The sequence below is a fragment of the Neisseria sp. WLZKY-1 genome (assembly GCF_046546535.1).
GTDB lineage: Bacteria > Pseudomonadota > Gammaproteobacteria > Burkholderiales > Neisseriaceae > Neisseria.
Window position 1 is genome coordinate 1 of the sequence record NZ_JBKGTW010000029.1, and the last position, 25,833, is coordinate 25,833.

The 25,833-nt window shown below is 56.1% G+C and carries 24 protein-coding genes and 1 pseudogene; 21 read left to right on the forward strand and 4 right to left on the reverse strand.

The genetic code is table 11. From position 1 onward, the window contains the following. Positions 1-147 precede the first annotated feature (147 nt). The 4 genes from pta to aroA form a co-directional block, all read right to left on the reverse strand. Positions 148-1,626 (reverse strand): phosphate acetyltransferase, encoded by a 1,479-nt coding sequence (gene pta, locus ACLD9W_RS08220; protein WP_410841576.1) that lies wholly within the window; start codon positions 1,624-1,626, stop codon positions 148-150. A gap of 111 nt (positions 1,627-1,737) precedes the next feature. After that, positions 1,738-2,166, reverse strand: coding sequence for an OsmC family protein (locus ACLD9W_RS08225; RefSeq protein WP_410841577.1), 429 nt, complete (start codon positions 2,164-2,166; stop codon positions 1,738-1,740). A gap of 19 nt (positions 2,167-2,185) precedes the next feature. Further along, positions 2,186-2,674: a ribonuclease E activity regulator RraA gene (gene rraA, locus ACLD9W_RS08230; protein ID WP_410841578.1), complete on the reverse strand. Its 489-nt coding sequence runs from the start codon at positions 2,672-2,674 to the stop codon at positions 2,186-2,188. A gap of 291 nt (positions 2,675-2,965) precedes the next feature. After that, the gene (aroA, locus tag ACLD9W_RS08235; protein ID WP_410841579.1) at positions 2,966-4,258 is read right to left on the reverse strand and encodes a 3-phosphoshikimate 1-carboxyvinyltransferase; all 1,293 of its coding nucleotides are present in this window, start codon (positions 4,256-4,258) and stop codon (positions 2,966-2,968) included. A 60-nt stretch (positions 4,259-4,318) separates the two neighbouring features. On the opposite strand from aroA, the gene cmk reads away from it, so the two are divergent. The 21 genes and pseudogenes from cmk (at position 4,319) to ACLD9W_RS08340 (ending at position 25,543) form a co-directional block, all read left to right on the forward strand. Further along, positions 4,319-4,984 (forward strand): (d)CMP kinase, encoded by a 666-nt coding sequence (gene cmk, locus ACLD9W_RS08240; RefSeq protein ID WP_410841580.1) that lies wholly within the window; start codon positions 4,319-4,321, stop codon positions 4,982-4,984. A gap of 152 nt (positions 4,985-5,136) precedes the next feature. Continuing rightward, on the forward strand, positions 5,137-6,816 hold the full coding sequence (gene rpsA, locus ACLD9W_RS08245; protein ID WP_410841581.1) for a 30S ribosomal protein S1: 1,680 nt from the start codon (positions 5,137-5,139) through the stop codon (positions 6,814-6,816). 15 nt (positions 6,817-6,831) lie between these two features. Next, positions 6,832-7,140, forward strand: a complete 309-nt coding sequence (locus tag ACLD9W_RS08250; RefSeq protein WP_009427264.1) for an integration host factor subunit beta — start codon at positions 6,832-6,834, stop codon at positions 7,138-7,140. Positions 7,141-7,300: 160 nt separating this feature from the next. Next, positions 7,301-8,473: a cell division protein ZapE gene (gene zapE / locus ACLD9W_RS08255; RefSeq protein ID WP_410841582.1), complete on the forward strand. Its 1,173-nt coding sequence runs from the start codon at positions 7,301-7,303 to the stop codon at positions 8,471-8,473. A gap of 78 nt (positions 8,474-8,551) precedes the next feature. Further along, on the forward strand, positions 8,552-8,977 hold the full coding sequence (ndk, locus tag ACLD9W_RS08260) for a nucleoside-diphosphate kinase (RefSeq protein ID WP_410841583.1): 426 nt from the start codon (positions 8,552-8,554) through the stop codon (positions 8,975-8,977). 133 nt (positions 8,978-9,110) lie between these two features. Further along, entirely contained in the window at positions 9,111-10,199 is a 1,089-nt protein-coding gene (gene rlmN / locus ACLD9W_RS08265) for a 23S rRNA (adenine(2503)-C(2))-methyltransferase RlmN (protein WP_410841584.1), read from the forward strand. 9 nt (positions 10,200-10,208) lie between these two features. After that, complete coding sequence (gene pilW, locus ACLD9W_RS08270) at positions 10,209-10,967, forward strand: type IV pilus biogenesis/stability protein PilW (RefSeq protein ID WP_410841585.1); 759 nt, start codon at positions 10,209-10,211, stop codon at positions 10,965-10,967. Positions 10,968-10,969: 2 nt separating this feature from the next. Continuing rightward, positions 10,970-11,797, forward strand: a complete 828-nt coding sequence (locus ACLD9W_RS08275) for a helix-turn-helix domain-containing protein (RefSeq protein WP_410841586.1) — start codon at positions 10,970-10,972, stop codon at positions 11,795-11,797. Between the two features lie 4 nt (positions 11,798-11,801). Continuing rightward, positions 11,802-13,070 (forward strand): flavodoxin-dependent (E)-4-hydroxy-3-methylbut-2-enyl-diphosphate synthase, encoded by a 1,269-nt coding sequence (ispG, locus tag ACLD9W_RS08280; protein WP_410841587.1) that lies wholly within the window; start codon positions 11,802-11,804, stop codon positions 13,068-13,070. An 85-nt stretch (positions 13,071-13,155) separates the two neighbouring features. Next, positions 13,156-13,539 (forward strand): hypothetical protein, encoded by a 384-nt coding sequence (locus ACLD9W_RS08285; protein ID WP_410841588.1) that lies wholly within the window; start codon positions 13,156-13,158, stop codon positions 13,537-13,539. Beyond that, positions 13,523-13,738: a hypothetical protein gene (locus ACLD9W_RS08290; RefSeq protein ID WP_410841589.1), complete on the forward strand. Its 216-nt coding sequence runs from the start codon at positions 13,523-13,525 to the stop codon at positions 13,736-13,738. The genes ACLD9W_RS08285 and ACLD9W_RS08290 overlap by 17 nt, the downstream gene beginning before the upstream one ends. Continuing rightward, complete coding sequence (gene hisS / locus ACLD9W_RS08295; RefSeq protein WP_410841590.1) at positions 13,714-15,006, forward strand: histidine--tRNA ligase; 1,293 nt, start codon at positions 13,714-13,716, stop codon at positions 15,004-15,006. Before ACLD9W_RS08290 ends, hisS begins: the two co-directional genes overlap by 25 nt. Then, positions 15,007-15,636, forward strand: coding sequence for a YfgM family protein (locus tag ACLD9W_RS08300; protein ID WP_410841591.1), 630 nt, complete (start codon positions 15,007-15,009; stop codon positions 15,634-15,636). Between the two features lie 112 nt (positions 15,637-15,748). Continuing rightward, positions 15,749-17,218 carry a ribosome biogenesis GTPase Der gene (gene der / locus ACLD9W_RS08305; RefSeq protein ID WP_410841592.1) on the forward strand — a complete coding sequence of 490 codons (1,470 nt, stop codon included), beginning with the start codon at positions 15,749-15,751 and terminating at the stop codon, positions 17,216-17,218. Positions 17,219-17,397: 179 nt separating this feature from the next. After that, positions 17,398-18,078, forward strand: a pseudogene (locus ACLD9W_RS08310) (IS5 family transposase); the annotation flags it as partial. A 217-nt stretch (positions 18,079-18,295) separates the two neighbouring features. Next, a complete protein-coding gene (locus ACLD9W_RS08315; protein ID WP_410841593.1) occupies positions 18,296-18,586 on the forward strand; it encodes a hypothetical protein in 291 nt (96 codons plus the stop codon). A gap of 265 nt (positions 18,587-18,851) precedes the next feature. Next, the gene (locus ACLD9W_RS08320; RefSeq protein ID WP_410841594.1) at positions 18,852-19,499 is read left to right on the forward strand and encodes a hypothetical protein; all 648 of its coding nucleotides are present in this window, start codon (positions 18,852-18,854) and stop codon (positions 19,497-19,499) included. Then, positions 19,496-20,002 (forward strand): hypothetical protein, encoded by a 507-nt coding sequence (locus tag ACLD9W_RS08325; RefSeq protein ID WP_410841595.1) that lies wholly within the window; start codon positions 19,496-19,498, stop codon positions 20,000-20,002. Before ACLD9W_RS08320 ends, ACLD9W_RS08325 begins: the two co-directional genes overlap by 4 nt. Positions 20,003-20,082: 80 nt before the next feature. After that, positions 20,083-20,715, forward strand: coding sequence for a transglycosylase-associated protein (locus ACLD9W_RS08330; RefSeq protein ID WP_410841596.1), 633 nt, complete (start codon positions 20,083-20,085; stop codon positions 20,713-20,715). A 20-nt stretch (positions 20,716-20,735) separates the two neighbouring features. Continuing rightward, positions 20,736-21,026, forward strand: a complete 291-nt coding sequence (locus tag ACLD9W_RS08335) for a hypothetical protein (RefSeq protein WP_410841593.1) — start codon at positions 20,736-20,738, stop codon at positions 21,024-21,026. 272 nt (positions 21,027-21,298) lie between these two features. Continuing rightward, a complete protein-coding gene (locus tag ACLD9W_RS08340; RefSeq protein ID WP_410841597.1) occupies positions 21,299-25,543 on the forward strand; it encodes a calcium-binding protein in 4,245 nt (1,414 codons plus the stop codon). Positions 25,544-25,833: the final 290 nt, after the last annotated feature.

Sequence of the window (25,833 nt, forward strand, 5' to 3'; positions counted from 1 at the left end):
GTCTGAAAGTTGAGGCCGTCTGAAAGTTGAGGCCGTCTGAAAGTTGAGGCCGTCTGAAAGTTGAGGCCGTCTGAAAGTTGAGGCCGTCTGAAAAAACCTGCTTCGCAGGTTTTTTCAGACGGCCTTTTTGTCGGAACGGAAATCCGCTTATGCGGTTTGCGTTGCCTGGATGGCGGTCAGCGCGATGGTGTAGACGATGTCTTCGACCAGCGCGCCGCGCGAGAGGTCGTTTACCGGTTTGCGCAGGCCTTGCAGCATGGGGCCGACGCTCAATACGTTGGCGTTGCGCTGGACGGCTTTGTAGGTGCAGTTGCCGGTGTTCAGGTCGGGGAAGACGAATACGGTGGCTTTGCCGGCGACGGGGCTGTTCGGCGCTTTGGATTTGGCCACGTCGGCAACGGAGGCGGCGTCGTATTGCAGCGGACCGTCGATGGCGAGGTTGGGGGCTTTTTCCTTGGCGATGGCAACGGCTTGGGCGACGGCGTCGACGTCGGGGCCGGCGCCGGATGTGCCGGTGGAGTAGGAAATCATCGCCACGCGCGGCTCGATGCCGAAGGCTTGGGCGGAAGCGGCCGACTGGATGGCGATTTCGGCCAGCTGTTCAGGCGTGGGGTTGGGGTTGACCGCGCAGTCGCCGTATACCAGCACCTGGCCGGGCAGCAGCATGAAGAACACACTGGACACGATGCTGGCGCCGGGGGCGGTTTTGATGAGCTGCAAGGCGGGGCGGATGGTGTTGGCGGTGGTGTGCACGGCGCCGGAGACGAGGCCGTCGACGTCGTTTTGCGCCATCATCATCGTGCCGAGGACGACGGTGTCTTGAAGCTGTTTGCGCGCGTCTTCGGGCGTGAGGCCTTTGGATTTGCGCAGCTCGCACATGGGGGCGACGTATTGTTCGATCAGCGTGTCGGGGTCGATGATTTCCAGCGAGGCGGGCAGGGTCAGGCCGCGCGCTTGGGCGACGGCTTCGACTTCGGCGCGTTTGGCCAGCAGCACGCAGCGGGCGATGCCTTTTTCGTGGCAGATAACGGCGGCTTCGACAGTGCGCGGCTCTGCGCCTTCGGGCAGGACGATGCGTTTGTCGGCCTTGCGGGCGGCTTCCATCATGTTGAAGCGGAATTGGGCGGGCGACAGGCGCACGGCTTGCGGCGCGGCCAGTGCGGCGGTGTTTTCGGGTTTTTCGATGCTGCCGAGGAAGGCGAGGCCGGCGGCTTCGGCCACGGCGGCGGGCGCGCCGATCACGCCGCCGAATTCGACGGCGCGTCCGGCGAAGGAGGCTTTGGCCATGTTCAGCCGCTCGGCGGTGGCGTGGCCGCTGCTGACGGCGAAGACGACACGGGCGTTAAAGGCTCCGGCCAAGTCGTTGTTCAGACGGCTTAAAAAAAGGTGGGCGTCGTTGGGGGCGATGCCTTGGATAACAAGGTTTTGCGCGTTCAGGGCGGCGGCGCGGCCGATCAGGAGGTCGAACCAGTCGTCGGCTTTGCCTGCCGAGGCGAGGCGCACGGCTTCTTCGGCGTTTTCGGTGACGTTGAACACGGCGGCGCCGGGCAGTTGCGCGGCAATGTTGGCTGCGGCTTGGGCGGCGTCGGCATGGGGGCAGACGGGAATGACGAGGATATTGGCCATTTGTATGTTTCCTTTCGGTATTTCGGGGAGAAAAACGGCGGACGCGCGGTGCGGCCGTCAATGGAGAGGCCGTCTGAAAAGCGTGTTGTCCTTTTTCAGACGGCCTGCGGTTTAAACGGTGTCGGGTGTTTCTTCGATTTCGAAGCTGTGGCTGATGGCGGCGGTTTTGCCCAGCATGATGGAGGCCGAGCAGTATTTTTCCGCCGACAGTTCCACCGCTTTGGCGATGGCGGCTTCTTTCAGGTTGCGGCCGGATACGGTGAAACGGATGTCGATTTCAGTGAACACGCGCGGGGCTTCGTCGGCGCGTTTGGCGCTGATTTCGGCGCGGCAGCCGGTGATGTGCTGGCGCTGTTTCTGCGCAATGAGCACTACGTCGGCACTGGCACAGCCGGCCATGCCCAAGAGCAGCATTTCCATCGGCGTCGGCCCGCGCCGCGCCGCACCTTCGGCCGCCGAGCCTTCCATCACGACGCTGTGCCCCGCTTCGGTGGAAGCGACAAAGCACAGGCCGTCGAGCCATTGCGAAGTAATCTGCATGATGTGTCCGTTCTGTTTTTTAATCCAAAGTAAAGGGTTCGGCGGCGGTGAGGATGCCGTCGGCGTCGCTGTACAGATAATGGCCGGGCACGAAATCGACGCCGCCGAAAGTCAGCACGCCATCCGTTTCGCCCGCGCCTTCTTTCGCGCTTTTGCGCGGGTTCGTGCCCAGCGCCTTGATGCCGAAATCGAGTTCGTTGAGCGCTTCGCTGTCGCGCACGACGCCGTACACCACCGCGCCCGCCCAGCCGTTGGCCGCGCCCGCCGAGGCGATTAAATCGCCGATCAGCGCGCTGGCAAAAGAGCCGCCGCCGTCGACAACCAGCACTTCGCCGTCGGAATGGGTGTTCAGAATCTGTTTGACCAGGCCGTTGTCGCGGAAGCATCTGACGGTGCGGATGCGGCCGCAGAAGCGTGCGCGGCGGCCGAAGCTGCGGAACTGGATTTCGCAGGAGGGCGTGTCGGGCGCGATGTCGATCAGGTCGGCGGTGGCAAATTCGTAGTGCATGGGGTTTCTCCTTTTTTCTCCGTTTGGGGTTTTCAGACGGCCTCGGGCAAACATTGCCGCTGCCCGGATTGTCAACAAACCGGTGGCGCATTATATAGAAAGGGCAGGCCGTCTGAAAAGGCGGGCAGAGGCCGTCTGAAAACGGGGCTTCGGCGAAGTTTAAACGGGTTTTGGTTTTTCAGACGGCCTCAAACGGTATGCGTCGCGGGCGGTATCTGAGGCCGCTGCCGCCTGTGCGGGAATGGCGTTTCTGAAAACGGAAAAGGGCATTTTCAGACGGCCTTTCCCGTTTTATGCTTTTAGAGACTCGAACACGGCGAAGTAGTCGGGGAAGGTTTTGCGCACGCAGGCGGGGTCGTTGATGGTGACGGGTACGCCGAGCAGGGAAACGAGGGAGAAGCACATGGCCATGCGGTGGTCGTCGTAGGTGTCGATGACGGCGTTTGGTGTGGGGGCGGCGGGCGGGGTGATGCGGATAAAGTCCGCGCCTTCTTCCACGGTTGCGCCGACTTTGCGCAGCTCGGCGGCCATGGCAGCGATGCGGTCGGTTTCTTTGACGCGCCACGAGGCGATGTTGCGGATGGCGCACGGGCCGTCGGCGGCGATGGCGACGATGGCGAGGGTCATGGCGGCGTCGGGGATGTGGTTGGCGTCCAAATCGAAGGCGCGCACGCTTTGGCCGGGGGCGCGGGACACTTCGATAAAGTCGTCGCCCCAAGTGACGATCGCGCCGGTTTTTTCCAGTTCGGCGGCGAAGGCGGCGTCTCCTTGGACGGCGTTTTTGCCCAAGCCGGTGACGCGTACGGGCGTGCCGCCGAGCAGTCCGGCGGCAAGGAAGTAGGAGGCGCTCGATGCGTCGCCTTCGACGGTGATGCGTTCGGGGGCGCGGTAGCCTGCGGCGGGGACGAGGAAGCTGCGGTAGGCGCGGTTTTCGACGGCGACGCCGAAGCGTTGCATCAGGTTGAGGGTGATGTCGATGTAGGGTTTGGAAATCAGTTCGCCTTCGACGCGGATTTCGCAGGCTTCGCCGGTGAGCGGCAGTGCCATCAAAAGGGCGGTGAGAAACTGGCTGGATACGTTGCCTTTAATCGGTACGCTGCGCACGCCGTTGTCGCTGCGGCGGCCGACAGAGAGGGGCGGGTAGCCGTCGTTGCCGAGATAGCGGATGTCGGCGCCGATGAGGCGCAGGGCGTCGACGAGGTCGCCGATGGGGCGTTCGTGCATGCGCGGGATGCCGTGCAGGCGGTAGTTGCCGCCGAGTACGGCGAGGGCGGCGGTCAGCGGGCGGAAGGCGGTTCCGGCGTTGCCGAGGAACAAGTCGGCTTCGGCGGCGGGAAAGCGTCCGCCGCAGCCGTGTACGCGTACGAGGCCGTCTGAAAGATGTTCGATGCGCACACCCAAGGCGGCGAGAGCGTCGAGCATGCGGTCGGTGTCGTCGGATGCGAGCAGCGAGCGGATGGTGCAGACGCCGTCGGACAGGGCGGTCAGAAGCAGGGTGCGGTTGCTGATGCTTTTCGAGCCGGGCAGGGCGACGGTGGAGGGTTTCAGACGGCGTGCTTCGAGGCGGAGGGATTCGGTGGTCATGGCGGCGCTGGAATCTGTTAACAAGGCTTGCTATTATGCCGAAAAGCGTTAATTTGAGGAATGAAAATGACAACAAAGGTAATCGCCATCGACGGCCCGAGCGCGTCGGGCAAAGGTACGGTGGCCTCGCGGGTGGCGGCGGCTCTGGGTTGGAATTATCTCGACTCGGGCGCGCTGTACCGCCTGACCGCTCTCTATGCGCGGCAGCGGAATGTGGGTTGGACGAACGAAGCCGCCGTAGCCGCACTGGCCGCCGCGCTGCCCGCGCAGTTTGACGGACAACGAGTGCTGCTCGACGGCGAGGACGTCGGCAACGCCATCCGCAGTGAGGAAATCGGCATGGGCGCGTCGGCGGTGGCGCAGCTTCCCGCGGTGCGCGCCGCCCTGTTGCAGCGCCAGCGCGACTTTCAGACGGCATCCGGGCTGGTGGCCGACGGGCGCGATATGGGTTCGGTGGTGTTTCCCGATGCTGCGTTGAAGGTGTTTTTGACCGCGTCGGCGCAGGTGCGGGCAGAGCGCCGCGCCAAACAGCTCGGCATTGCGTGCGAAGGCGCGGTGTTTGAGCGCATTCTCTCCGACATCGAAGCGCGCGACGAAGCCGACCGCTGCCGCGCCGCCGCGCCGCTGGTGCGCCTGCCCGACGCGCTGCTGTTGGACACTTCGGCCATGGGCATCGAAGAGGCGGTAAAAAAAGTAGTTGATTGGTATGAGCAAAAACAAATCTAGTATATAATCCGCGCTTTCGTTTTTCAGACGGCCTTTTTGATACGGAAGGCCGTCTGAAAACATGTGGCAGCGGCAGCCCGGCCGGAAGGGTCTGCCGTTTTACAACTCAAAACCCCGCGCCCTCCGGCAGCGCAAAGAAAGATTTAGCAAATATGGAAAATTTTGCCCAGTTGTTGGAAGAGTACTCCGCCGTTCAGGAAATGAACGCGGGTGAGGTGATTACCGCCGAAGTGGTGGCGATTGAAGACAAATTCGTCATCGTCAACGCCGGCCTGAAATCCGAGTCGCTCATCGACATCAACGAATTCAAAAACCCGCAAGGCGAAGTGGAAGTCAAAGTAGGCGACTTCGTTACCGTCACCATCGAATCGGTGGAAAACGGCTTCGGCGAAACCAAACTGTCGCGCGAAAAAGCCAAACGCGCCGCCGACTGGATTGCTTTGGAAGAAGCAATGGAAAACGGCGACATCCTCTCCGGCCTGATCAACGGCAAAGTCAAGGGCGGCCTCACCGTCATGATCAACAGCATCCGCGCCTTCCTGCCCGGCTCGCTCTTGGACGTGCGCCCCATCAAAGACACTTCCCACTTTGAAGGCAAAGAAATCGAATTCAAAGTCATCAAACTGGATAAAAAACGCAACAACGTCGTGGTTTCCCGCCGCGCCGTACTTGAAGCCACTTTGGGCGAAGAGCGCAAAGCCCTGCTGGAAAACCTGCAAGAGGGCACTGTTGTCAAAGGCATCGTCAAAAACATCACCGACTACGGCGCATTCGTGGATCTGGGCGGTATCGACGGCCTGCTGCACATCACCGATCTGGCATGGCGCCGCGTGAAACACCCGAGCGAAGTGTTGGAAGTCGGCCAGGAAGTCGAAGCCAAAGTGCTGAAATTCGACCAGGACAAACAGCGCGTTTCCCTCGGCGTCAAGCAGCTGGGCGAAGATCCCTGGAGCGGCCTCGCCCGCCGTTACCCGGCCGGCACCCGCCTGTTCGGCAAAGTGTCCAACCTTACCGACTACGGCGCGTTCGTTGAAATCGAACAGGGCATCGAAGGTTTGGTACACGTTTCCGAAATGGATTGGACCAACAAAAACGTACATCCGAGCAAAGTCGTACAGCTGGGCGACGAAGTCGAAGTGATGATTCTGGAAATCGACGAAGACCGCCGCCGCATCAGCCTGGGCATGAAACAGTGCCAGCCCAATCCTTGGGAAGATTTCGCCGCCAACTACAATAAAGGCGATAAAATCAAAGGCGCCGTCAAATCCATTACCGACTTCGGCGTGTTTGTCGGCCTGCCCGGTAACATCGACGGTTTGGTTCACCTGTCCGATTTGTCTTGGACCGAGTCCGGCGAAGAAGCTGTCCGTAAGTACAAAAAAGGCGAAGAAGTGGAAGCCGTCGTATTGGGCATCGATGTGGAAAAAGAACGCATTTCCTTGGGCATCAAACAGCTCGAAGGCGATCCTTTCGGCAACTACATCAGCGTCAACGACAAAGGCTCGCTGGTTAAAGGTACTGTGAAATCCGTCGAAGCCAAAGGCGCGGTTGTCGTTTTGGGTGACGAAGTGGAAGGCTACCTGCCTGCCTCCGAATTTGCCGCTGACCGTGTGGAAGATCTGACCACCAAGCTGAAAGAAGGCGAAGAAGTGGAAGCGGTTATCGTGACTGTCGACCGCAAAAACCGCAGCATCAAGCTGTCGGTCAAAGCCAAAGACGCCAAAGAAAGCCGCGACGCCCTCAATTCGGTCAATGCAGCATCCTCCGCCAATGCCGGTACCACCAGCCTGGGCGATCTGCTGAAAGCCAAATTGTCCGGCGACAACGAATAATCCGGGACGATCGTTATGACCAAATCAGAGCTGATGGTTCGTTTGGCTGAGGTTTTTGCCCAGAAGAACGGTACGCACCTGATGGCGAAAGACGTCGAGTACAGCGTGAAGGTTTTGGTCGATACCATGACCCGTTCGCTGGCTCGCGGCCAGAGGATCGAAATCCGCGGATTTGGCAGTTTTGATTTGAACCACAGACCCGCCCGCCAGGGGCGTAATCCGAAAACCGGAGCGAAAGTGGACGTGCCTGAAAAACACGTCCCCCATTTCAAGCCGGGTAAGGAATTGCGCGAACGTGTCGATCGGTCGATGACTGCCGAATAAACCGTCCGTCCGGAAAAACAAGGGTGCCGCACTGTGCGGCACTCTTTTTTTCATTCCGCCGCCGTGGTACGGCCGTTGTCGGAGAAGCCGCACCGCTTAACATCATGCTGAAATACACTATAATGCGTACTGACAAAAATAAGACGCCGTCTGAAAAACCATGTCCGAAAAAACTACGTCCCGCTTTATCCCTCCTCCCTATCAAAACCACAGCCCGCTGACCTGGTATCAGGCGGCTTCGCAGCAGCCCGCGTTTATCCGCGACGCCGCGCAGGCGCGCGCCATCGAACATCTCGACCGCTTGTGGACGGAGCTGATGATGTTCAAGCGCAAGCGCAACCGTTTTTTAGGACGCAGCCTGCGTTCGCCGCAACTGCCTAAAGGTCTGTATTTCTACGGCGGCGTGGGCAGGGGAAAAAGTTTTCTGATGGATGCCTTCTTCGGCTGCCTGCCCTACCGACGTAAACGCCGCGTGCATTTTCATGCTTTTATGGCGGAAATCCACCAAAGGCTGCGCGCCCTGAAAAGCGAAGCCGATCCGTTGAAAACCGTGGCTGCCGAAATCGCCAAAGAAACGCGGGTGTTGTGCTTTGACGAGTTCCATGTCAGCGATATTGCCGACGCGATGATTTTGGGCAGACTGTTGGAAAATCTGTTTAACGAAGGCGTGGTGCTGGTGGCGACTTCCAACTATGCACCATCCGAGCTCTACCCACAGGGACAAAACCGCAGCAGCTTTCTGCCGACCATCGCCCTGATTGAAGACAAACTGACCATTTTAAATGTGGATGGTGGTGAGGATTACCGGCACAGAACTCTGACGGCGGCAGAAGTGTTTTACATTCCCGCTAATACGGAAAACGAAAGCAGGTTGGCGCAACTGTTTGCCCAGATAAGCGAAGGACAGAGCGTGAGGCCGTCTGAAATCGAAATCCACGGCCGTATGCTGCCCTGCAAAGGGCATACAGCCAAAGCAGTTTGGTTTGATTTCCGTGTTTTGTGCTTCGGCCCGCGTTCGCAGGCAGATTATCTTTATCTTTCCGAACGCTATGAGATGATTTTTGTGTCGGGAATCGAAAAGCTGCACGAAACGGAAAGGGCGGAGGCGCGGCGGCTGACTTGGCTGATAGACGTGATGTACGACTACCGCGTCAAATTCTGCGCCACCTGCGAAGTTCCCGTTGACGAGATTTACGTAGAAGGCGATTTTGCCAACGAGTTTGTCCGGACGGCCAGCCGTCTCACCGAAATGCAGTCGCAGGAATATCTCAATCTGCCGCATTTGGTGCTCTCTTCGTCCGAGCAGCCGCAGAGGGTGCTTTCAAAGAGTTAAAAACTAAGCGGAATAAAGAAAAACTTGCTACAATTCGGCGGCAATTTGCCGCCTGTTTTTTTATATAAGGAGAATTCAATGTCTGTTCAGCGAACACTTTCCATCGTCAAGCCAGATGCCGTCGGTAAAAACTTGATTGGTAAAATCTACAGCCGCTTCGAAGACAGCGGCTTGAAAATTGTTGCCGCCAAAATGAAGCATTTGAGTAAAGAAGAGGCCGAAGGTTTTTATGCCGTTCATAAAGATCGGCCGTTTTTCGGCGAACTGGTAGCGTTTATGATTAGCGGCCCGGTCATGATTCAAGTGCTCGAAGGCGAAAATGCCGTAGCGAAAAACCGCGAACTGATGGGGGCAACCAATCCGAAAGAAGCCGCAGTCGGCACGATTCGTGCCGACTTTGCCGATTCCGTTAGCGAAAACGCCGTGCACGGTTCGGACAGCGAAGAAAACGCCGCTATCGAAGTGGCTTATTTCTTTGGCGAAAACGAAATCTGCCCGCGCTGATTCGGAATCTTCATTTGCTGCCGCTTTCCCGAATGCGGCAGCAAAACCGTTAACGTAAGGCCGTCTGAAAAGCATCATTCATCATCAAAGAGATGCTTTACTTTAACGGTTTGAACAAACCAATTCCAAATTTATGAAAAACAATCTGTTAGATTACGACTTAAACAGCCTGACGGCATGGTTTGCGGAAATGGGCGAAAAGCCGTTCCGCGCCCGCCAGGTTATGCGCTGGATGCATTGGAGCGGCGCTGCAAATTTTGCCGAGATGACCGATTTGGCGAAGTCCCTGCGTGCCAAGTTGGAAGAAAAGGCGCAAATCGGCGTTCCGGCGCTGATGACGTCTCAGGAGTCGAAAGACGGTACGCGCAAATGGCTGCTGGATGTCGGTACGGGCAACGGCGTCGAGACTGTTTTCATTCCCGAATCCGATCGCGGCACGCTCTGTATTTCTTCACAGGTGGGTTGTGCGTTGGAGTGCACTTTCTGTTCGACCGGCCGTCAGGGCTTCAACCGCAATCTCACTACTGCCGAAATCATCGGCCAGTTGTGGTGGGCGAACAAAGCGTTGGGTGCGACTCCGAAAGACGAGCGGGTTATATCCAATGTTGTGATGATGGGTATGGGCGAGCCGCTGGCAAATTATGAAAATGTTGTCCGCTCCTTGTCCGTAATGCTTGACAATCACGGCTACGGTCTTAGCCGCCGCCGGGTAACCGTATCCACTTCGGGTATGGTGCCGCAGATGGATAGGCTGAAAGAAGATATGCCCGTGGCTTTGGCAGTTTCTCTGCACGCATCAAATGATGCGGTGCGCGACCAAATCGTGCCTTTAAACAAAAAATATCCCTTGAAGGAATTGATGGGTGCATGCAGGCGTTATTTGGTTAAGGCGCCGCGTGATTTTGTTACTTTCGAATACGTGATGCTTGACGGTATCAACGATAAAGCGGAGCACGCACGCGAGTTGTTGAAACTGGTGGAAGACGTTCCCTGCAAATTCAATCTGATACCGTTTAATCCCTTCCCGAACTCCGGTTACGATCGTTCGTCTGCGGAAAATATCCGTGTATTCAGGGATATTCTGCAGCAGGCCGGTTTTGTCGTTACGGTGCGCAAAACGCGCGGCGACGATATCGATGCCGCCTGCGGACAGCTTGCCGGACAGGTGAAGGACAAGACCCGCCGCCAGCAGAAATGGCAGCAGTTATTGGTTCAACAGTAAGGTTTTAGCATGAAACAGTTGTGGAAAGCGGTATTGCTCGCTTGCGCGTTGAGCGCCTGCGGCGGAACTTCGGTCAAACAGCCGAGCAAGCAGGAGCGCACCGAAGAGGTGTCGCGCATTAAGACGCAGTTGGCTCTGGAATATATGCGTGCCAAGGATTACCGCCTGGCGGTAACGACTATCGAAGAAGCGTTGCAGGCCGACAGAAAAAACGAAATCGCCTGGCTGATGCGCGCGCAGATTTATCAGTTTTTGAAAGTGTTCGACAAGGCGGAAGCCAGTTTCCGCGAAGCGCTGCAATTGCAGCCGAACGGAGCGGAAATCAACAATAACTACGGCTGGTTTCTGTGCAGTTCGATGAACAATCCCAATGCGGCCATGCCTTATTTTGACAGGGCGCTGTCCGATCCTACTTATCCCGCGCCCTATGTTGCTTATATGAACAAGGGCATTTGCAGCGCGAAAATGGGGCAGTATTCGCTATCGCAGGCTTATTTGGAGCGCGGTATCGCTTCTGCTCCCGATTTCATGCCGCTGCGCAGGGAGTTGGCCAAAACCAAAATGCTGGCAGGGCAAATCAAAGAAGCCGACCAGCTTTTCCGCCAGTATCAGAGCCGGGTAGATGTCTTGGGAGCGGAGGATTTGCTGTTGGGCTGGCAGATTGCGAGAGCTACAGGCAATTCGCAGGCTGCTTACGAATACGAAGCGCAGCTTCGTGCCAATTATCCTTATTCGGATGAACTGCAAACCATCGCAACAGGACGCTGAACATGAGTCAGAACGCAGAAAGCCAAGTGTCGCAAACCCCTGCCGAAGAGTTTGGCAAGTTACTGCGCGAGAGGCGCGAAAGCAGGGAACTGTCGCTGGGGGAGGTCGCAGAACGGCTGAAACTGTCGGCCAAACAAATCGAGGCCTTTGAGTCGGGCAATTACGAACATATGCGCGAAACGGTTTTTGTCAGAGGCTTCTTGCGCACCTATGGCCGTTTTTTGGATTTGGACGAACAGCTGGTTTCTTCCTATCTCGATAAAATCCTGCCCGGAACAGGCGTACGCAGCCATATTGTCGAGCAGGGCAGACAGTCTTCTTCGTTGAATTTCCAAAACCAGAAAATCGGCAGACCGTTTCCGACGTGGATATTCGGCGTGCTGGCAATCGCCGCCATCGGCTTCGGCGTTTATGTCTGGCAGGGAAAATCCCGTGAGGAAAATACCAAGCAGACGGCCACCAGCGAAGCCGATGTCGGCTTGGGCCAGGTTGCCGCACCCAATGTCAATGCGGAAAACATTTCCGTACTGCCCATGCAAAACAGCGCATCGGCTGCCGCTTCCGGCGTTCAGACGGCCGAACCGGCAGATGCCGAGCTGGTGGTGAAAGTACGCTACCGCTCCATGCTGGTTATCAAGGACAAAACCGGCAAAGAGCTGGTCAACCGCGTTGTTCCTGCCAACAGCGAACACCGTTTTTCCGGTGCCGCACCGTATGACGTGTGGATCGGATATGCCAAAGGTGCTGCTGTTTCTTACGGTTCGCAAAACATTGCAGTGGCGGACCACATGATCGACAAAAAAACCGCGGCCTTCGCAGCGGGCAAATAAATCCATGAATACAGCCATTCCACGCCGACCGACCCATCAGGTGCAGATCGACCATATTTCCGTGGGCTCGGATTCCCCTGTCGTTGTCCAGTCTATGACCAACACCGACACCGCAGATGCCGAAGCGACGGCTTTGCAAGTCAAAGAGTTGAGCGAAGCGGGTTCCGAGATGGTGCGGATAACGGTCAACAATCCCGATTCCGCTGCCAAAGTGGCGGAAATCCGCAGCCGTTTGGACGATATGGGCTGCAACACTCCTCTGATTGGCGATTTCCATTTCAACGGCGAGCGGCTGCTTGCCGAATTTCCCGACTGCGCCAAAGCGCTCTCGAAATACCGCATCAACCCCGGCAATGTCGGCAAAGGCGCGAAAGGCGACGAAAAATTCGCCTTTATGATCCAAACCGCCGCCGAACACGGAAAAGCCGTGCGCATCGGTGTCAACTGGGGGTCGCTCGACCAAAGCTTGGCAAAGCGCATGATGGATGCCAACCTGGCTTCCGCCTCGCCGAAGTCTCCCGAAGCCGTGATGAAGGAGGCTTTAATCGTTTCCGCTTTGGAATCGGCGCAAAAAGCCGTCGATTTGGGTTTGCCGGACAACAAAATCATCCTGTCCTGCAAAGTATCGTCGGTACAGGACTTGATACAGGTCTACCGCGATTTGGGCGGCCGCTGCCGTTATCCGCTGCATTTGGGGCTGACTGAAGCGGGCATGGGCAGCAAAGGTATCGTCGCCTCCACGGCTGCCCTGTCCGTATTGTTGCAGGAAGGCATAGGCGACACCATCCGCATTTCGCTTACGCCCGAGCCCGGTTCTTCGCGCACGCAGGAGGTGGTCGTAGCGCAGGAAATCCTGCAAACCATGGGGCTGCGCTCTTTCACACCTATGGTTACCGCCTGTCCCGGCTGCGGACGCACCACCAGCACCGTTTTTCAGGAGCTGGCGCGCGACATCCAGCAATATTTGCGCGAACAGATGATAGTGTGGCGTCTGCAATACCCCGGCGTGGAAAACCTCAACGTCGCAGTCATGGGCTGCGTTGTCAACGGCCCGGGCGAAAGCAAGCTGGCCGACATCGGCATCAGCCTTCCCGGTACGGGCGAAACGCCGATCGCCCCCGTCTATGTCGACGGCGAACGCAAGGTAACACTCAAAGGCGACAATATGGCTGCCGAATTTCTCGCCATCGTGCGCGACTATGTCGAAACGAATTACGGCGAACACGGCAAAAAGCGTGACCGCAGCCGGATTATCCCGATTCAGACGGCCTAAGCGCGTGCATCGGGTTAAAAAAGGGAAAACACGGTAAGTGCCCGCCGCATTCGGGCACATTTAAAAACACATGAAGAATATAAAAATGAGCCAAGACTTACGGGAATTACTCTTACGCCTTTATCTGCAAAACAATCCAAAAATCGCCCACCAGATATATATTTACAGCTATCTGGGCATTACCGACGCGGTGCACAACCCTTTCCAGTTGGTCGGCGCCGACCTGCCGCCGAACATGAAAAAAAGCCTGATTTTGCAGAATATCCCCGCAGGAGAAATGCTGCAGGCCTTTATCACGCCGATACAGAGCGGCGGCTTTGAAATCGAAAACACCGTGGTATACGGCAACAAGGCGGGCATGCTGGCCAATATCGGCCTCGACAAAGGCAAAATCGAGCGTTCGGAAAAATACCAGCAGTTCGTGCAGCTGGCCGACAGCATGCTGCGCCAGTTTGCCCCGCGGGTCTGACGGCCGTGCGAAAGTATCTTTCGGGCAGTCCGTTTCCCGTTTTCAGACGGCCTCTCCTATCGGCAGGCCGTCTGAAAACATAGAAACCGCATCCACCCCTCCTCCTGTTGCCGTTCGAGCTACCCGTTCCGCCCGCTGCGCCGGGCACAAAAACATCCGACAGAAAGTGAAAGCATGGGACAAAAAATCCAAGCCGTAAAAGGCATGAACGATTTGTTGCCGGTCGAACAAAAAGACTTCCGGCTTACCTCGGCCTTCTGGCAGGCATTTGAAGATACCGTTTCCCGTTGGACGCGGCGCTTCGGTTACAGCCAAATCCGCACGCCCATCGTCGAGCAGACCGGCCTGTTTGTCCGCTCCATCGGCGAAGAAACCGACGTCGTCGGCAAAGAAATGTACACCTTCGCCGATTCCAACGACACCATCAGCCTCAGCCTGCGCCCCGAGGGAACGGCCTCCTGCCTGCGCGCCATCGTCGAACACAACCTTCTGTACAACAGCCCGCAGAAACTCTGGTACATGGGGCCGATGTTCCGCCGCGAACGGCCGCAGAAAGGCCGCTACCGCCAGTTCCACCAAGTCGGCGTCGAAGCACTCGGCTACGACGGCCCAGACGTCGATGCCGAAATGATCGCCATGTGCGCCGACCTGTGGCGTGAGCTGGGCATTTCCGAGCACCTGGCCTTGGAAATCAACAATTTGGGCAACAAAGAAGAGCGCGCCGCCCACCGCAGCGCCCTTGTCGCCTACCTGCAAAGCCATGAAGACAAGTTGGACGAAGACAGCCGCCGCCGCATGTACACCAACCCCCTGCGCGTGCTCGACAGCAAAAATCCCGATTTGCAGGAAATCTGCAACGCCGCCCCGCGCCTGCTCGATTATCTCGGCGAAGAATCGATGGCGCACTACACAGGCTTCAAAAACCTACTCGACGCGTTGGGCATCGCCTATGTCGAAAACCCCCGCCTCGTGCGCGGCCTCGACTACTACAACCTCACCGTCTTCGAGTGGACGACCGACAAACTCGGCGCACAGGCCACCGTCTGCGGCGGCGGCCGCTACAACGGCCTGATCGGCGAACTCGGCGGCAAAGACGCCCCCGCCATCGGCTTTGCCATGGGCATCGAGCGCCTGCTGCTGCTGGTAAACGAATACGGCCGTCTGAAAACCGAGTCTGCGCCCGATGTATACATGATGCAGCAGCCCGAAGGGCTGGCGGCAGCCATGCGCTATGCCGCGCAGCTGCGTGCTGCCGGATTTTCCGTATTGCAGCACTGCGGCGCGCAAAGCCTGAAAAACCAAATGAAAAAAGCCGACGCCAGCGGCGCGCGTTTTGCCGTTATCGTCGGTGAAAGCGAAGCGGCGCAGGGAGAGGCAACCCTCAAAGACATGCAGGGCGGCCGCGGCCAGCAGACCGTGCCTGCCGCCGCACTGGCCGAACAACTGAAACAATGGAAGAGCGAATAAATGGCTTCACATTTAGACGAACAGCAGGAACTCGAAAACTTCAAATATCTCTGGAATAAATGGGGGCGCTGGGTCTTCGCCGCGCTGGTGCTGGCCGCCGCCGCCTATTTCGGCTCGGTGATGTACGCCCACTACCGCCAGGAGAAAAACGGCGAAGCCGCCGCCGCGCTGGCCGCCCTTGTCGAAAAAGCGCAGGGCGGCAGCGACGAAAAAGCCGTCCGCGCCGAACTGCTTAATTTGCAGCAAAACCATCCCGACAGCATCGCCGCCGCCCAAGCCGCCATGATGGCTGCCGCCGACGATTTCGACAAAGGCCGTTATGCCGAAGCGGAAAAACAGCTCGGCTGGGTGCTGCAAAACCAGCAGGACGCCTTCGTCCGCGCGCTGGCCGTGCAGCGGCTCTCATCCGTACAGGCGCAGCAGAAAAAATACGACGCCGCCCTCGCTACTCTGAAAACGCCTGTTGATGCCGCCTTTGCCGGCGTGCTTCTGGAAACGCAGGGCGACGTGCTCTACGCACAGGGCAAAAGCAAAGAAGCCGCCGAAGCCTACCGCCTGGCCTTGGACAAAACCCCGAAAGACGCACCCGGCCGCGAAACCCTCGAGATGAAAGCTGGCGAATCCAAATAACATCAGGCCGTCTGAAACCGAAAAGGAATTTTCAGACGGCCTCAGCCGCTCAGGCCGTCTGAAAAAACGGGCGCATCGCCTTTTCAGACGGCCTCAACACGGAAACCGTAACATGAAACCAACCATCGCCCTCGTGGGCAGGCCGAACGTCGGCAAATCCACCCTCTTTAACCGCCTCACCCGCAGCAAAGACGCACTCGTGCACGATCTGCCCGGCCTCACCCGCGACCGCCACTACGGCCACGGCCGCCTCGGCAGCAAGCCCTATCTGGTTATCGACACCGGCGGCTTCGAGCCCGTCGTCGACAGCGGCATCCTGCATGAAATGGCCAAACAGACCTTGCAGGCCGTCGACGAAGCCGACGCCGTCGTCTTCCTCGTCGACGCCCGCACCGGCCTCACGCCGCAGGACAAAATTATCGCCGACCGCCTGCGCCAAAGCCCGCGCCCCGTCTATCTGGCGGTAAACAAAGGCGAGGGCGGGCGGCACGACGTGCTGGCGGCCGAATTTTACGAACTCGCCCTAGGCGAGCCGCACGTCATTTCCGGCGCGCACGGCGACGGCGTCTACCACCTTATCGAAGACGTACTGGAAAACTTCCCCGATGCCGAAGCAGAAGAGCAGGCTGCCAGACACCCCGTTTTCGCCGTTATCGGCCGTCCCAACGTCGGCAAATCCACCCTCGTCAACGCCATCCTCGGCGAAGAGCGCGTGATTGCCTTCGACATGGCGGGCACGACGCGCGACAGCATCCACATCGACTTCGAGCGCGAAGGCAAACCCTTCACCATCATCGACACCGCAGGCGTGCGCCGCCGCGGCAAAGTGGACGAAGCGGTGGAAAAATTCTCCGTTATCAAAGCCATGCAGGCCGTCGAAGCCGCCAACGTCGCCGTTTTGGTGCTCGATGCGCAGCAGGACATTGCCGACCAAGACGCCACCATCGCCGGCTTCGCCCTCGAAGCGGGCAGGGCGCTGGTCGTGGCCGTCAACAAATGGGACGGCATCAGCGAAGAGCGGCGCGAACAGGTCAAGCGCGACATCGCCCGCAAACTCTACTTCCTCGATTTCGCCCGCTTCCACTACATCTCCGCCCTGAAAGAAAAAGGCATAGACGGCCTGTTTGCCAGCATTCAGGCGGCCTACGACGCGGCGATGATCAAAATGCCGACGCCGAAAATCACCCGCGTGCTGCAAAGCGCCGTCGAGCGCCAAGCGCCCGCCCGCGCCGGACTCGTGCGCCCGAAAATGCGCTACGCCCACCAGGGCGGCATGAACCCGCCCGTTATCGTCATTCACGGCAACGCCCTACAACACATCTCCGATTCCTACACCCGCTACCTGACGCAGACCTTCCGCAAAGCCTTCAACCTGCAAGGCACGCCGCTGCGCATCCAGTACAACGTCGGCGAAAACCCCTACGAAGAAACCGCCGAGCAGACCAAATCCAAACCCCTGCGCCGCGTCACTTTGAGCAACCGCATCGCCAAACGCGAAAACCGCAAAGCTGAAAAAGAGCGCAACAGCGGCGGCAAAAAGAAAACCCGCCAAGTCAGCGTGAAAAAACGGCAGGGCAAATAAGGGTGGACACGGAAAGGCCGTCTGAACATTCCGCAACGGAGTGTTCAGACGGCCTTTCGGCGTCAAAACGGTTTGCGCCGTTTCAACTGCGCCGAAGCCGCTTTTCAGACGGCCTGAGACCTTTGCAAAATCCCCCCAAAATCCCCTAAATTCCCACCAAGACATTTAGGGGATTTCTCATGAGCACCTTCTTCCGGCAAACCGCACAAGCCATGATTGCCAAACACATCGACCGCTTCCCACTATTGAAGTTGGATCAAGTGATTGATTGGCAGCCGATCGAACAGTACCTGAATCGTCAAAGAACCCGTTACCTTCGAGACCACCGCGGCCGTCCCGCCTATCCACTGCTATCCATGTTCAAAGCCGTCCTGCTCGGACAATAGCACAGCCTCTCCGATCCCGAACTCGAACACAGCCTCATCACCCGCATCGACTTCAACCTGTTTTGCCGTTTCGACGAACTGAGCATCCCCGATTACAGCACCTTATGCCGCTACCGCAACTGGCTGGCGCAAGACAAGACCCTGTCCGAATTGCTGGAACTGATTAACCGCCAACTGACCGAAAAAGGCCTAAAAGTAGAGAAAGCATCCGCCGCCGTCATTGACGCCACCATTATTCAGACCGCCGGCAGCAAACAGCGTCAAGCCATAGAAGTTGATGAAGAAGGACAAGTCAGCGGTCAAACCACACCGAGTAAAGATAAAGATGCCCGTTGGACAAAGAAAAACGGTTTATACAGACTCGGTTACAAACAACATACCCGCACTGATGAGGAAGGCTATATCGAGAAACTGCACATCACCCCCGCCAATGCCCATGAGTGCAACCATCTGTCGCCTTTGCTGGAAGGGATATCCGGGGAGGATTAAGGGGGTATTTGGGTAGAATTAGGAGTGATTTGGGGCGAAAACAGCCGAAAATCTTTGTTTAGGTTCCGGCTGTCGAAGGAAGGGCTTTTTTGCAAAGGTCTCGGATAGACAGTATTCCGAATTGCGAAAGCAAGATGGATGAAGGTGATTTATTACATTTGTATAAAGATCAGACAAATTAATTTTAAATAGGAGCTTAACAATGAAAAACATTGAAAACTATATGGTATTGACAGAAGCCAGTTATACTGACTTTTTTAGATTGAATCCTTTAACAAGAGATATAGAAAATGCAATTAAAAATGAAGGAGATGATAACGGCAAGACAAAAAGCGGAATAGCCAAATATATTGCTGACAGATACAACGTTATTGACCATTGCACGGACGAAAATCATCCGGCAAGCACAGATCGCCGTATTCCAAATCCGATTTTGGATTTTCGGCAACCCTGTTCCAAGACAAGACTACAAAAGAATATGTTTTTGCTATAAAAGGTTCCAAGGGGACATATGACCTTGCTATTGCAGATGCAGGCGACATCTCCAACGACGGGCTTGCCCATCATCAAATCGTCGATATGTACAATTTCCGGCAGAGCATTGTGCAGGATGAGTTAGACCGGCACAAACCGCAGCAGACTTTTCAGGCTGCCTGATTGGATACAGTCAGGCAGCCTGAAAGGTTTTGGGAATTGCTTGCAATTGGGTTTGCGACAGCGTAAGCTGCGAAACCGCATATCAAACAAGGAGAAAAGCAATGCTGGGATTGCTGGTACTTTTTATATTGGGCTTATGGCTGCTGCTGACGCTGCTGGCGATGGTGTTCGGCTACAAAGCGGGCAAATGGCTGACGGGCAGAACATGGGCGGGGCTGCTGGGCATGTTTGCCGGCTTTATGCTGCTGATGGGCGGCCAAGTTACCCATTGGGTGATGGAGTACCGAGAGGCCAAGGCCTATGCGGCATCGGTATGCGGCCTGGCGGGCTATAAGATTTACGTGCCGCCGGAAGAATGGAAGAAAACGGTGTCGGACGAAGAATGGAAGCAGATGGCGGAGTTTAAGTCTTGGCTTGTGCGTCCGTCGCAAAGAAACGGGCCGAAGACGCTTGTGTTTGAGGGGGAGGAGTATAAAATTAGCTTACAAAATAATCAAAGGCTTACTGGGTATACACGAATCTCAAGGGAAAAATATTCAATGATATATGAAATTCTAATGTATGACGTCAAAAGAAAGGAGGTGCTTTTTAAAACTACAGATACATCAACTGGAGTAGGCAGTTCGGGATTAGCATCATTAACTGACTTTAAGTTTTGGCTAAATGATATTCCTGACTGTGATAGTAAAATGGATGTTGGCAAGTTATTAGATTTATATTTAACCAAATTAAAGGACTTTAAAAAATGACAAATATTGAAAATTACGTACTATTAGCAGAAGTAAGTTACTCAGACTTTTCCAAACTGGACTCTGAAAGTAATAGTGAAAAAATTAAAGAATTGATTATGAAAAAAGAAGGTAAAGAAAATGAAAAAGACGAATCCAAATCCGGACTGGCCGCATATGTCTCCGACAAATACAATGTAATTGCCCACTATAAGGATGCGGACAACAGTTCTTGGGCTGTGTCCGATATGATCGAAATGGTGGGAAGCGGCGAGACCGGATTCTCTGCGACCTTGTTTCAGGACAAAGACACAAAAGAGTATATCTTTGCCATCAAAGGCACGCTCAGCTTATATGATTTGGTTGCCGTGGACGGAGGGGATATCGCCCTTGACGGTTTGGCACACCATCAAATCGTCAATATGTACAATTTCCGGCAGAGCATTGTTCAGGATGAGTTTAGACCGGCAGAAACCGCAGCAGATTTTTCAGGCTGCCTGATTGGAAACAGTCAGGCAGCCTGAAAGGTTTTTGGGAATTGCTTGCAATTGGTTTTGCGGCGGCGTAAGCTGCGAAACCGTATTTCAAACAAGGAGGAAGTGCAATGCTGGGATTGGCAATACTGTTCGGATTATGTATATGGCTGCTGCTGACGCTGCTGGCGATGGTGCTGGGCTATAAGCTGGGCAGACGGCTTACTAAGAAGAAATGGGGCAGACTGTTCGGTATGTTTACCGGTTTTATGCTGCTGATGGGTGGTTGGATTACCCATTGGGTGGTGGAATACTGGCAGACCAAAGCTTATGCGGCATCGGTGTGCGGCCTGGCGGGCTATAAGATTTACGTGCCGCCGGAAGAGTGGAAAAAAACGGTGTCGGAAGAAGAATGGAAGCAGATGGCGGAGTTTAAGTCTTGGTTGGTCGATCCTACGGAACAGAACGGGCCGAAGACGCTTGTGTTTGAGGGGGAGGAGTATAAAATTGACTCGCAGATTGATAATAGGCTAACCAGTTATGAACGAACGATAAGGAAAGGATATACAATGGTTTGGGAAGATTTAATATATGATGTCAAACGAAAGGAGGTACTTTTTAAAGCAATACATACCCATACCGGAACAGGTTCCGGATGGGAATCGTTGGAGGAATTGAAATTTTGGATAGACAGTATTCCGAATTGCGAAAGCAAGATGGATGAAGGTGATTTATTACATTTGTATAAAGATCAGACAAATTAATTTTAAATAGGAGCTTAACAATGAAAAACATTGAAAACTATATGGTATTGACAGAAGCCAGTTATACTGACTTTTTTAGATTGAATCCTTTAACAAGAGATATAGAAAATGCAATTAAAAATGAAGGAGATGATAACGGCAAGACAAAAAGCGGAATAGCCAAATATATTGCTGACAGATACAACGTTATTGACCATTGCACGGACGAAAATCATCCGGCAAGCACAGATCGCCGTATTCCAAATCCGATTTTGGATTTTCGGCAACCCTGTTCCAAGACAAGACTACAAAAGAATATGTTTTTGCTATAAAAGGTTCCAAGGGGACATATGACCTTGCTATTGCAGATGCAGGCGACATCGCCAACGACGGACTTGCCCATCATCAAATCGTCGATATGTACAACTTCTGGCAGAGCATTGTTCAGGATGAGTTTAGACCGGCAGAAATCAAAACAGACTACCTGCTGACTGCCGTATACAATGACCCATCAAATTTCCTTAACGGAAAAATTAAGAGTTTCTCCCAATATCTTTTAGACAACCGACTGGATGGGAAAGGCTATTTTCTTGATTCCGGAACAGTGAAGCAAATCGTCTTTTCTGAAAAAACTTTCAAAGGCAGAGGGCTGAAAGAAGTGGCGGAACAAAAGGTAACCGTAACCGGCCACAGCCTAGGCGGTCATCTGTCGGCCGCATTCTCCCGCCTGTTTCCCGATGCGACCAAGCATGCCTATATGGCCAATGGGGCGGGTTTTGGTTCAGGAACAAATTTGGCGGGTTATGTCGGGCTAACTGACAATCAAAAAAACATCCAAACTGTGTTTTCTCTTCTCGGCGGTGCGGACAAATTCGATCCTGCAAAAATCACCAACATCATCGGCGACAAAAGCATGAATTTCATCGCCCAAAACTGGAAAATCGGTTTGCAACAGCCGGGCAAAACAACCGAACTCTTTATTGAAGACAATGCAATAATAGCTCAGGCTTGGGGGCACAGGATGCCGCAGATGAGCGACTCCATGATGGCCGCCTCGCTGTTCTTCGCATTGGACAAATCCCTCCAAGAAAAAAGCCTTGCCGACGCTTTGGATTTCGTCAATCCGCTGTTCCAATCGGCGGAGAACGACGAAGAGAACACTTTGGAAGCAACCGTTCATATGCTGGACAAGCTGGTCAACGGCAGTAAAGCTGTCGAAATCGCAAAAGGCGACCGCAATACGCTTTACGGGCGGATGGCGAAGTTAAAGCTGCAGATTTCCAAGCTTGGAGACGGCTTCTCCGTATCCCGTTTGTCCGACGTGCCCGATCTGGCCGCCAAGGCCGCCGCAGACACGCCCGAAGGTTTGGCCTACCGCTATGCCCTGCGCGAACTGAATCCGTTTGCAATCGTCGGTTTCGATTACGGCAGCCACAATCAAAACGGCGCATTGGATCTTTATTCCGCCGCCAATCCCAACGGTATGAGTGCCGAATACATACGCGACCGTGCACAAATGCTGCATTGGAACAGTTATTACGCGCAAGAAAACAAACCGTACGGCAGCCAAGTCAGCTCGTGGTCGTTCCGTGATGATTTTATTTATCAGGATCTCAACCGCAATATCACGCTTGATCTTGACGGTTTCAACCCTGCCTCTACGCAGACCGGCCATATCCTGTTCGGCAGCGAAGCCCGGCAAAACACACTGACCGGCAGCAGCATTGGCGACAGCCTTTACGGCGGTGTGAAGAACGATGTGCTTGACGGCAAAGGCGGCGCAGATTACATGGAAGGCGGCGCAGGCTTCGACACCTACTACATCGACGGCAACGACACCGTCCGCGACAGCGACGGCATCGGCAAAATCGTCTTCAGCGGCGGATTGCTGCACAGCGAAGCAACCGCTGCAAATTTTGTCCGCGATTCGGACGGCACCCAAGACATCTGGTACAGCGTCGGCGAAAACGGCATGCGCGACGGCAGAATGACAGCCAAAAAGTCGGGACAGGATCTCATCATCACCCGCGCAGGAGACAGCGTTCTTCTGCGCGGTTTTTTCGACACCGCCAAAAACACTTCAGACGGCCTCTCCGCCCTCGGCATTACCCTGGCAGAGGCGCAAACGCCGCAAACCGCCGATACCGGCGCATGGGAAAACGCCCCCTATTCCGCCAATCTCTATAACGCCTTCTACCTCAATGCCCGTAAAAGTTTCGCCGTCAGTGGCGGCTTGAAAGACGATATTGTTTTCGCCGGCACAGCAGATGCTTCGCTGATTCAAACCGGCGCGGGCAACGACAGGGTGTACGGCAGCATGATGGCCGACAAAATCTATGGCGGTGACGGCAACGACGTGTTAAACGGCAGTTCCTATGCGGGAATACGCAGTGTCGAAGAAATGGCCAAGGATGCCGATCTGATAGTCGGCGGCAACGGCCGCGATATCATCAGCGGCATGGCGGGAGACGACATTATCCATACCGGCAACGAAGGGGAGCACCTGCTTGCGGCAGGCAGCGGCGAACGCGGTGATTGGGCAACAGGCGGACTTGGTGACGATAAAATCTACGGCAGTACAAACAACGATTTCCTCAGCGGCGCGGAAGGTTCGGACACCATATACGGCGGAGCCGGCGACGATGTGATCTTGGGCGATGCCTTTATGCGCGGCGGAGCCAAATCCCGTCCGATTTATGTTGAGGCCACCATCGGCGAGCCGTTTTACGGCGGAGTGGTCGGAATCGGCGGGATAGGTGGAATCGGCGGCATCATACCGCCTTCGGTACACAAACCGTTGATCGGCAGAACGCATACCTATACCGATCAGGACGGTTGGAAAAGCGAAACGCTCAATGTGGCAACGGCCATACATTCCGATACCGACAAATGGTCGGTATCGGTGGATTGGGAAAAAGGCGATTACGGCCTGCAGGCAGCGGTTGCTCCGGTTAAAGAAGAGCACCGTGTCGCGCAGGACGGCGCGGCCGACTATCTTTACGGCGGCAGCGGCCGCGATCTGATTATCGGCCAAGACGGCGGTGACTTTCTGTTTGGCGGGGAAGGCGACGACATCCTGTGGGGCGACGACAACCGCGACCAGACGGTCAGCGGCCACGATTACCTTGACGGCGGCGCGGGCAACGACACCCTTTACGGCGGTTTGGGCAACGACAGCCTGACCGGCGGCGCAGGCAACGATATTCTGTATGGCGGCGAAGGCCGCGACAACTACTGGTTCCACAGCAGCGACCTGCGCAACGGCGACAACGACATACTGGAAGACAGCGACGGACTGGGCAACATCATGCTCGACGGCCGCAACATTGCCGAAGCAGACTGGGAAGCCGACGAGGGAGGTACAAGCTGGCACGCCACATCCCGAGGCTGGACCTTGAGCCGCGACGGCGGCGACCTGCTGTTTGCCATCGACGGCACGTCCGGCAGCATCCGCATCCGCAACCACCGCGAAGGCGCTTTGGGGTTTGATTTGCCCAAACCCAACCGCGCCCCCGAAGTGCGCGAAGCGGCCGAAGACCTGACGCTCGACAAAGCAGGTTATTTCAGCTTCAGGCTGCCTGATACCCTGTTTGCCGATCCCGATAGCGTGTACGGTGATTTCTTGCGCTACAGCGTCACCCTGGCCGACGGCAGCGCACTGCCGCCGGGCATCCACGGCGTCTATTTCAACGCCGCCACCCGCACCGTCAGCGGCTACGCCCCCGATACGGGCTTGGATATGCTCCTTACCGCCACCGACCGCAAAGGGCTCGCCGCTTCGCAAAACTGGTCGGTACGCATCAAAGCCGCCGAAGAGACGCAGCCTGAAAAACCGCAGCCGCCGCAAGAGCATGACACCGATGAAAACGATACCGTACAGCCGGTTTACGGCAGCAGCGGCGACGACACGCTGAACGGCGGCGGGCGCCGCGACCACATCCATGCCTTAAGCGGCAACGATACCCTTGAGGGCGGCGCAGGCAACGACTGGCTCTACGGCGGCACCGGCGACGACACCTACCGTTTTGCCGCAGGCGACGGCGCCGACTGGATACAGGACGAGGGCGGCAGCGACAGCATCGTACTGGCAGGCATCCGCAGCGATCAGGCACGCTTCCGCCGCGAAGAAGACCATCTGGCGGTATACGGCTACCACGAAGGCGACGTTGTGCGCGTCCACAACTTCTTTGCCGGTAGTGAACACCGTATCGAACAATTCCGCTTTGCCGACCGCACGCTGAGAGCTGAAGACTTCCTGCGCTATGCCGATGCCGGCCAATACGTTTCCCGCCTGGTTTCCGCCGCAGCCGACGGCTACGACGAACGCTACAGCGGCAGCCAAAGCCTGCACGGCAGCACCGGCAACGACGTGCTGCACGGCGAAGAGGGCAACGACCACCTGTATGCCTATTCCGGCAACGACCTGCTGGTCGGCGGCAAAGGCAACGACTGGCTCTACGGCGGCACCGGCGACGACACCTACCGTTTTGCCGCAGGAGACGGCGCCGACTGGATACGCGACGACGGCGGCAGCGACAGCCTGCACTTCACCGGTTTGGACAGCCGTGACGCTTCGTGGCGCAGGGAGGGCGATCATCTTGCCCTGTTCGGACGGAACGGCGATGTGGTGCGCATCCACGATTACTTTGCCGACTCCGTACACCGCATCGAACGGCTCACCTTTGCCGACCGCACGCTGGACAATCCCGATTTCGCCGCCCACGCCCAAGCGGCCGACGGGCTGATACAGGCGATGTCGGTATTTGGCAGCGGCAGCGGAGCAATGTCGGCCTCTGCCGATACGGCGTCCGTTTCGCAACCGCTGCTGGCTGCCCCTTCGTCTTTTTGAGGCAGAAACAGGGGTTGAGGCCGTCTGAAAGTGAAGCCCGGCGAAGTTGAAACCGCCGTACACGCAACAGGAGGCCGTCTGAAACCGTTTCAGACGGCTTGAGACCTTTGCAAAAAAAGCAGCCGAAGGCAGGTATTCCTGCCTTCGGCTGCTTTTTTTTAAATTTCCGATATTTTTAAGACGAATTGAGACCTTTGCAAAATCCCCCCAAAATCCCCTAAATTCCCACCAAGACATTTAGGGGATTTTCCATGAGTACCTTCTTCCAGCAAACCGCACAAGCCATGATT

Bases quoted from the DNA above. Each gene is read 5' to 3' on its own strand.
- aroA (WP_410841579.1), bottom strand. From the start codon at position 4,258: ATGACCACCGAATCCCTCCGCCTCGAAGCACGCCGTCTGAAACCCTCC.
- ACLD9W_RS08335 (WP_410841593.1), top strand. From the start codon at position 20,736: ATGAAAAACATTGAAAACTATATGGTATTGACAGAAGCCAGTTATACT.
- ACLD9W_RS08320 (WP_410841594.1), top strand. From the start codon at position 18,852: ATGCTGGGATTGCTGGTACTTTTTATATTGGGCTTATGGCTGCTGCTG.
- ACLD9W_RS08285 (WP_410841588.1), top strand. From the start codon at position 13,156: ATGAGCCAAGACTTACGGGAATTACTCTTACGCCTTTATCTGCAAAAC.
- ispG (WP_410841587.1), top strand. From the start codon at position 11,802: ATGAATACAGCCATTCCACGCCGACCGACCCATCAGGTGCAGATCGAC.
- ndk (WP_410841583.1), top strand. From the start codon at position 8,552: ATGTCTGTTCAGCGAACACTTTCCATCGTCAAGCCAGATGCCGTCGGT.
- ACLD9W_RS08325 (WP_410841595.1), top strand. From the start codon at position 19,496: ATGACAAATATTGAAAATTACGTACTATTAGCAGAAGTAAGTTACTCA.
- ACLD9W_RS08315 (WP_410841593.1), top strand. From the start codon at position 18,296: ATGAAAAACATTGAAAACTATATGGTATTGACAGAAGCCAGTTATACT.
- hisS (WP_410841590.1), top strand. From the start codon at position 13,714: ATGGGACAAAAAATCCAAGCCGTAAAAGGCATGAACGATTTGTTGCCG.
- rraA (WP_410841578.1), bottom strand. From the start codon at position 2,674: ATGCACTACGAATTTGCCACCGCCGACCTGATCGACATCGCGCCCGAC.
- rlmN (WP_410841584.1), top strand. From the start codon at position 9,111: ATGAAAAACAATCTGTTAGATTACGACTTAAACAGCCTGACGGCATGG.
- cmk (WP_410841580.1), top strand. From the start codon at position 4,319: ATGAAAATGACAACAAAGGTAATCGCCATCGACGGCCCGAGCGCGTCG.
- zapE (WP_410841582.1), top strand. From the start codon at position 7,301: ATGTCCGAAAAAACTACGTCCCGCTTTATCCCTCCTCCCTATCAAAAC.
- pta (WP_410841576.1), bottom strand. From the start codon at position 1,626: ATGGCCAATATCCTCGTCATTCCCGTCTGCCCCCATGCCGACGCCGCC.
- pilW (WP_410841585.1), top strand. From the start codon at position 10,209: ATGAAACAGTTGTGGAAAGCGGTATTGCTCGCTTGCGCGTTGAGCGCC.
- rpsA (WP_410841581.1), top strand. From the start codon at position 5,137: ATGGAAAATTTTGCCCAGTTGTTGGAAGAGTACTCCGCCGTTCAGGAA.
- ACLD9W_RS08250 (WP_009427264.1), top strand. From the start codon at position 6,832: ATGACCAAATCAGAGCTGATGGTTCGTTTGGCTGAGGTTTTTGCCCAG.
- der (WP_410841592.1), top strand. From the start codon at position 15,749: ATGAAACCAACCATCGCCCTCGTGGGCAGGCCGAACGTCGGCAAATCC.
- ACLD9W_RS08300 (WP_410841591.1), top strand. From the start codon at position 15,007: ATGGCTTCACATTTAGACGAACAGCAGGAACTCGAAAACTTCAAATAT.
- ACLD9W_RS08330 (WP_410841596.1), top strand. From the start codon at position 20,083: ATGCTGGGATTGGCAATACTGTTCGGATTATGTATATGGCTGCTGCTG.
- ACLD9W_RS08275 (WP_410841586.1), top strand. From the start codon at position 10,970: ATGAGTCAGAACGCAGAAAGCCAAGTGTCGCAAACCCCTGCCGAAGAG.
- ACLD9W_RS08225 (WP_410841577.1), bottom strand. From the start codon at position 2,166: ATGCAGATTACTTCGCAATGGCTCGACGGCCTGTGCTTTGTCGCTTCC.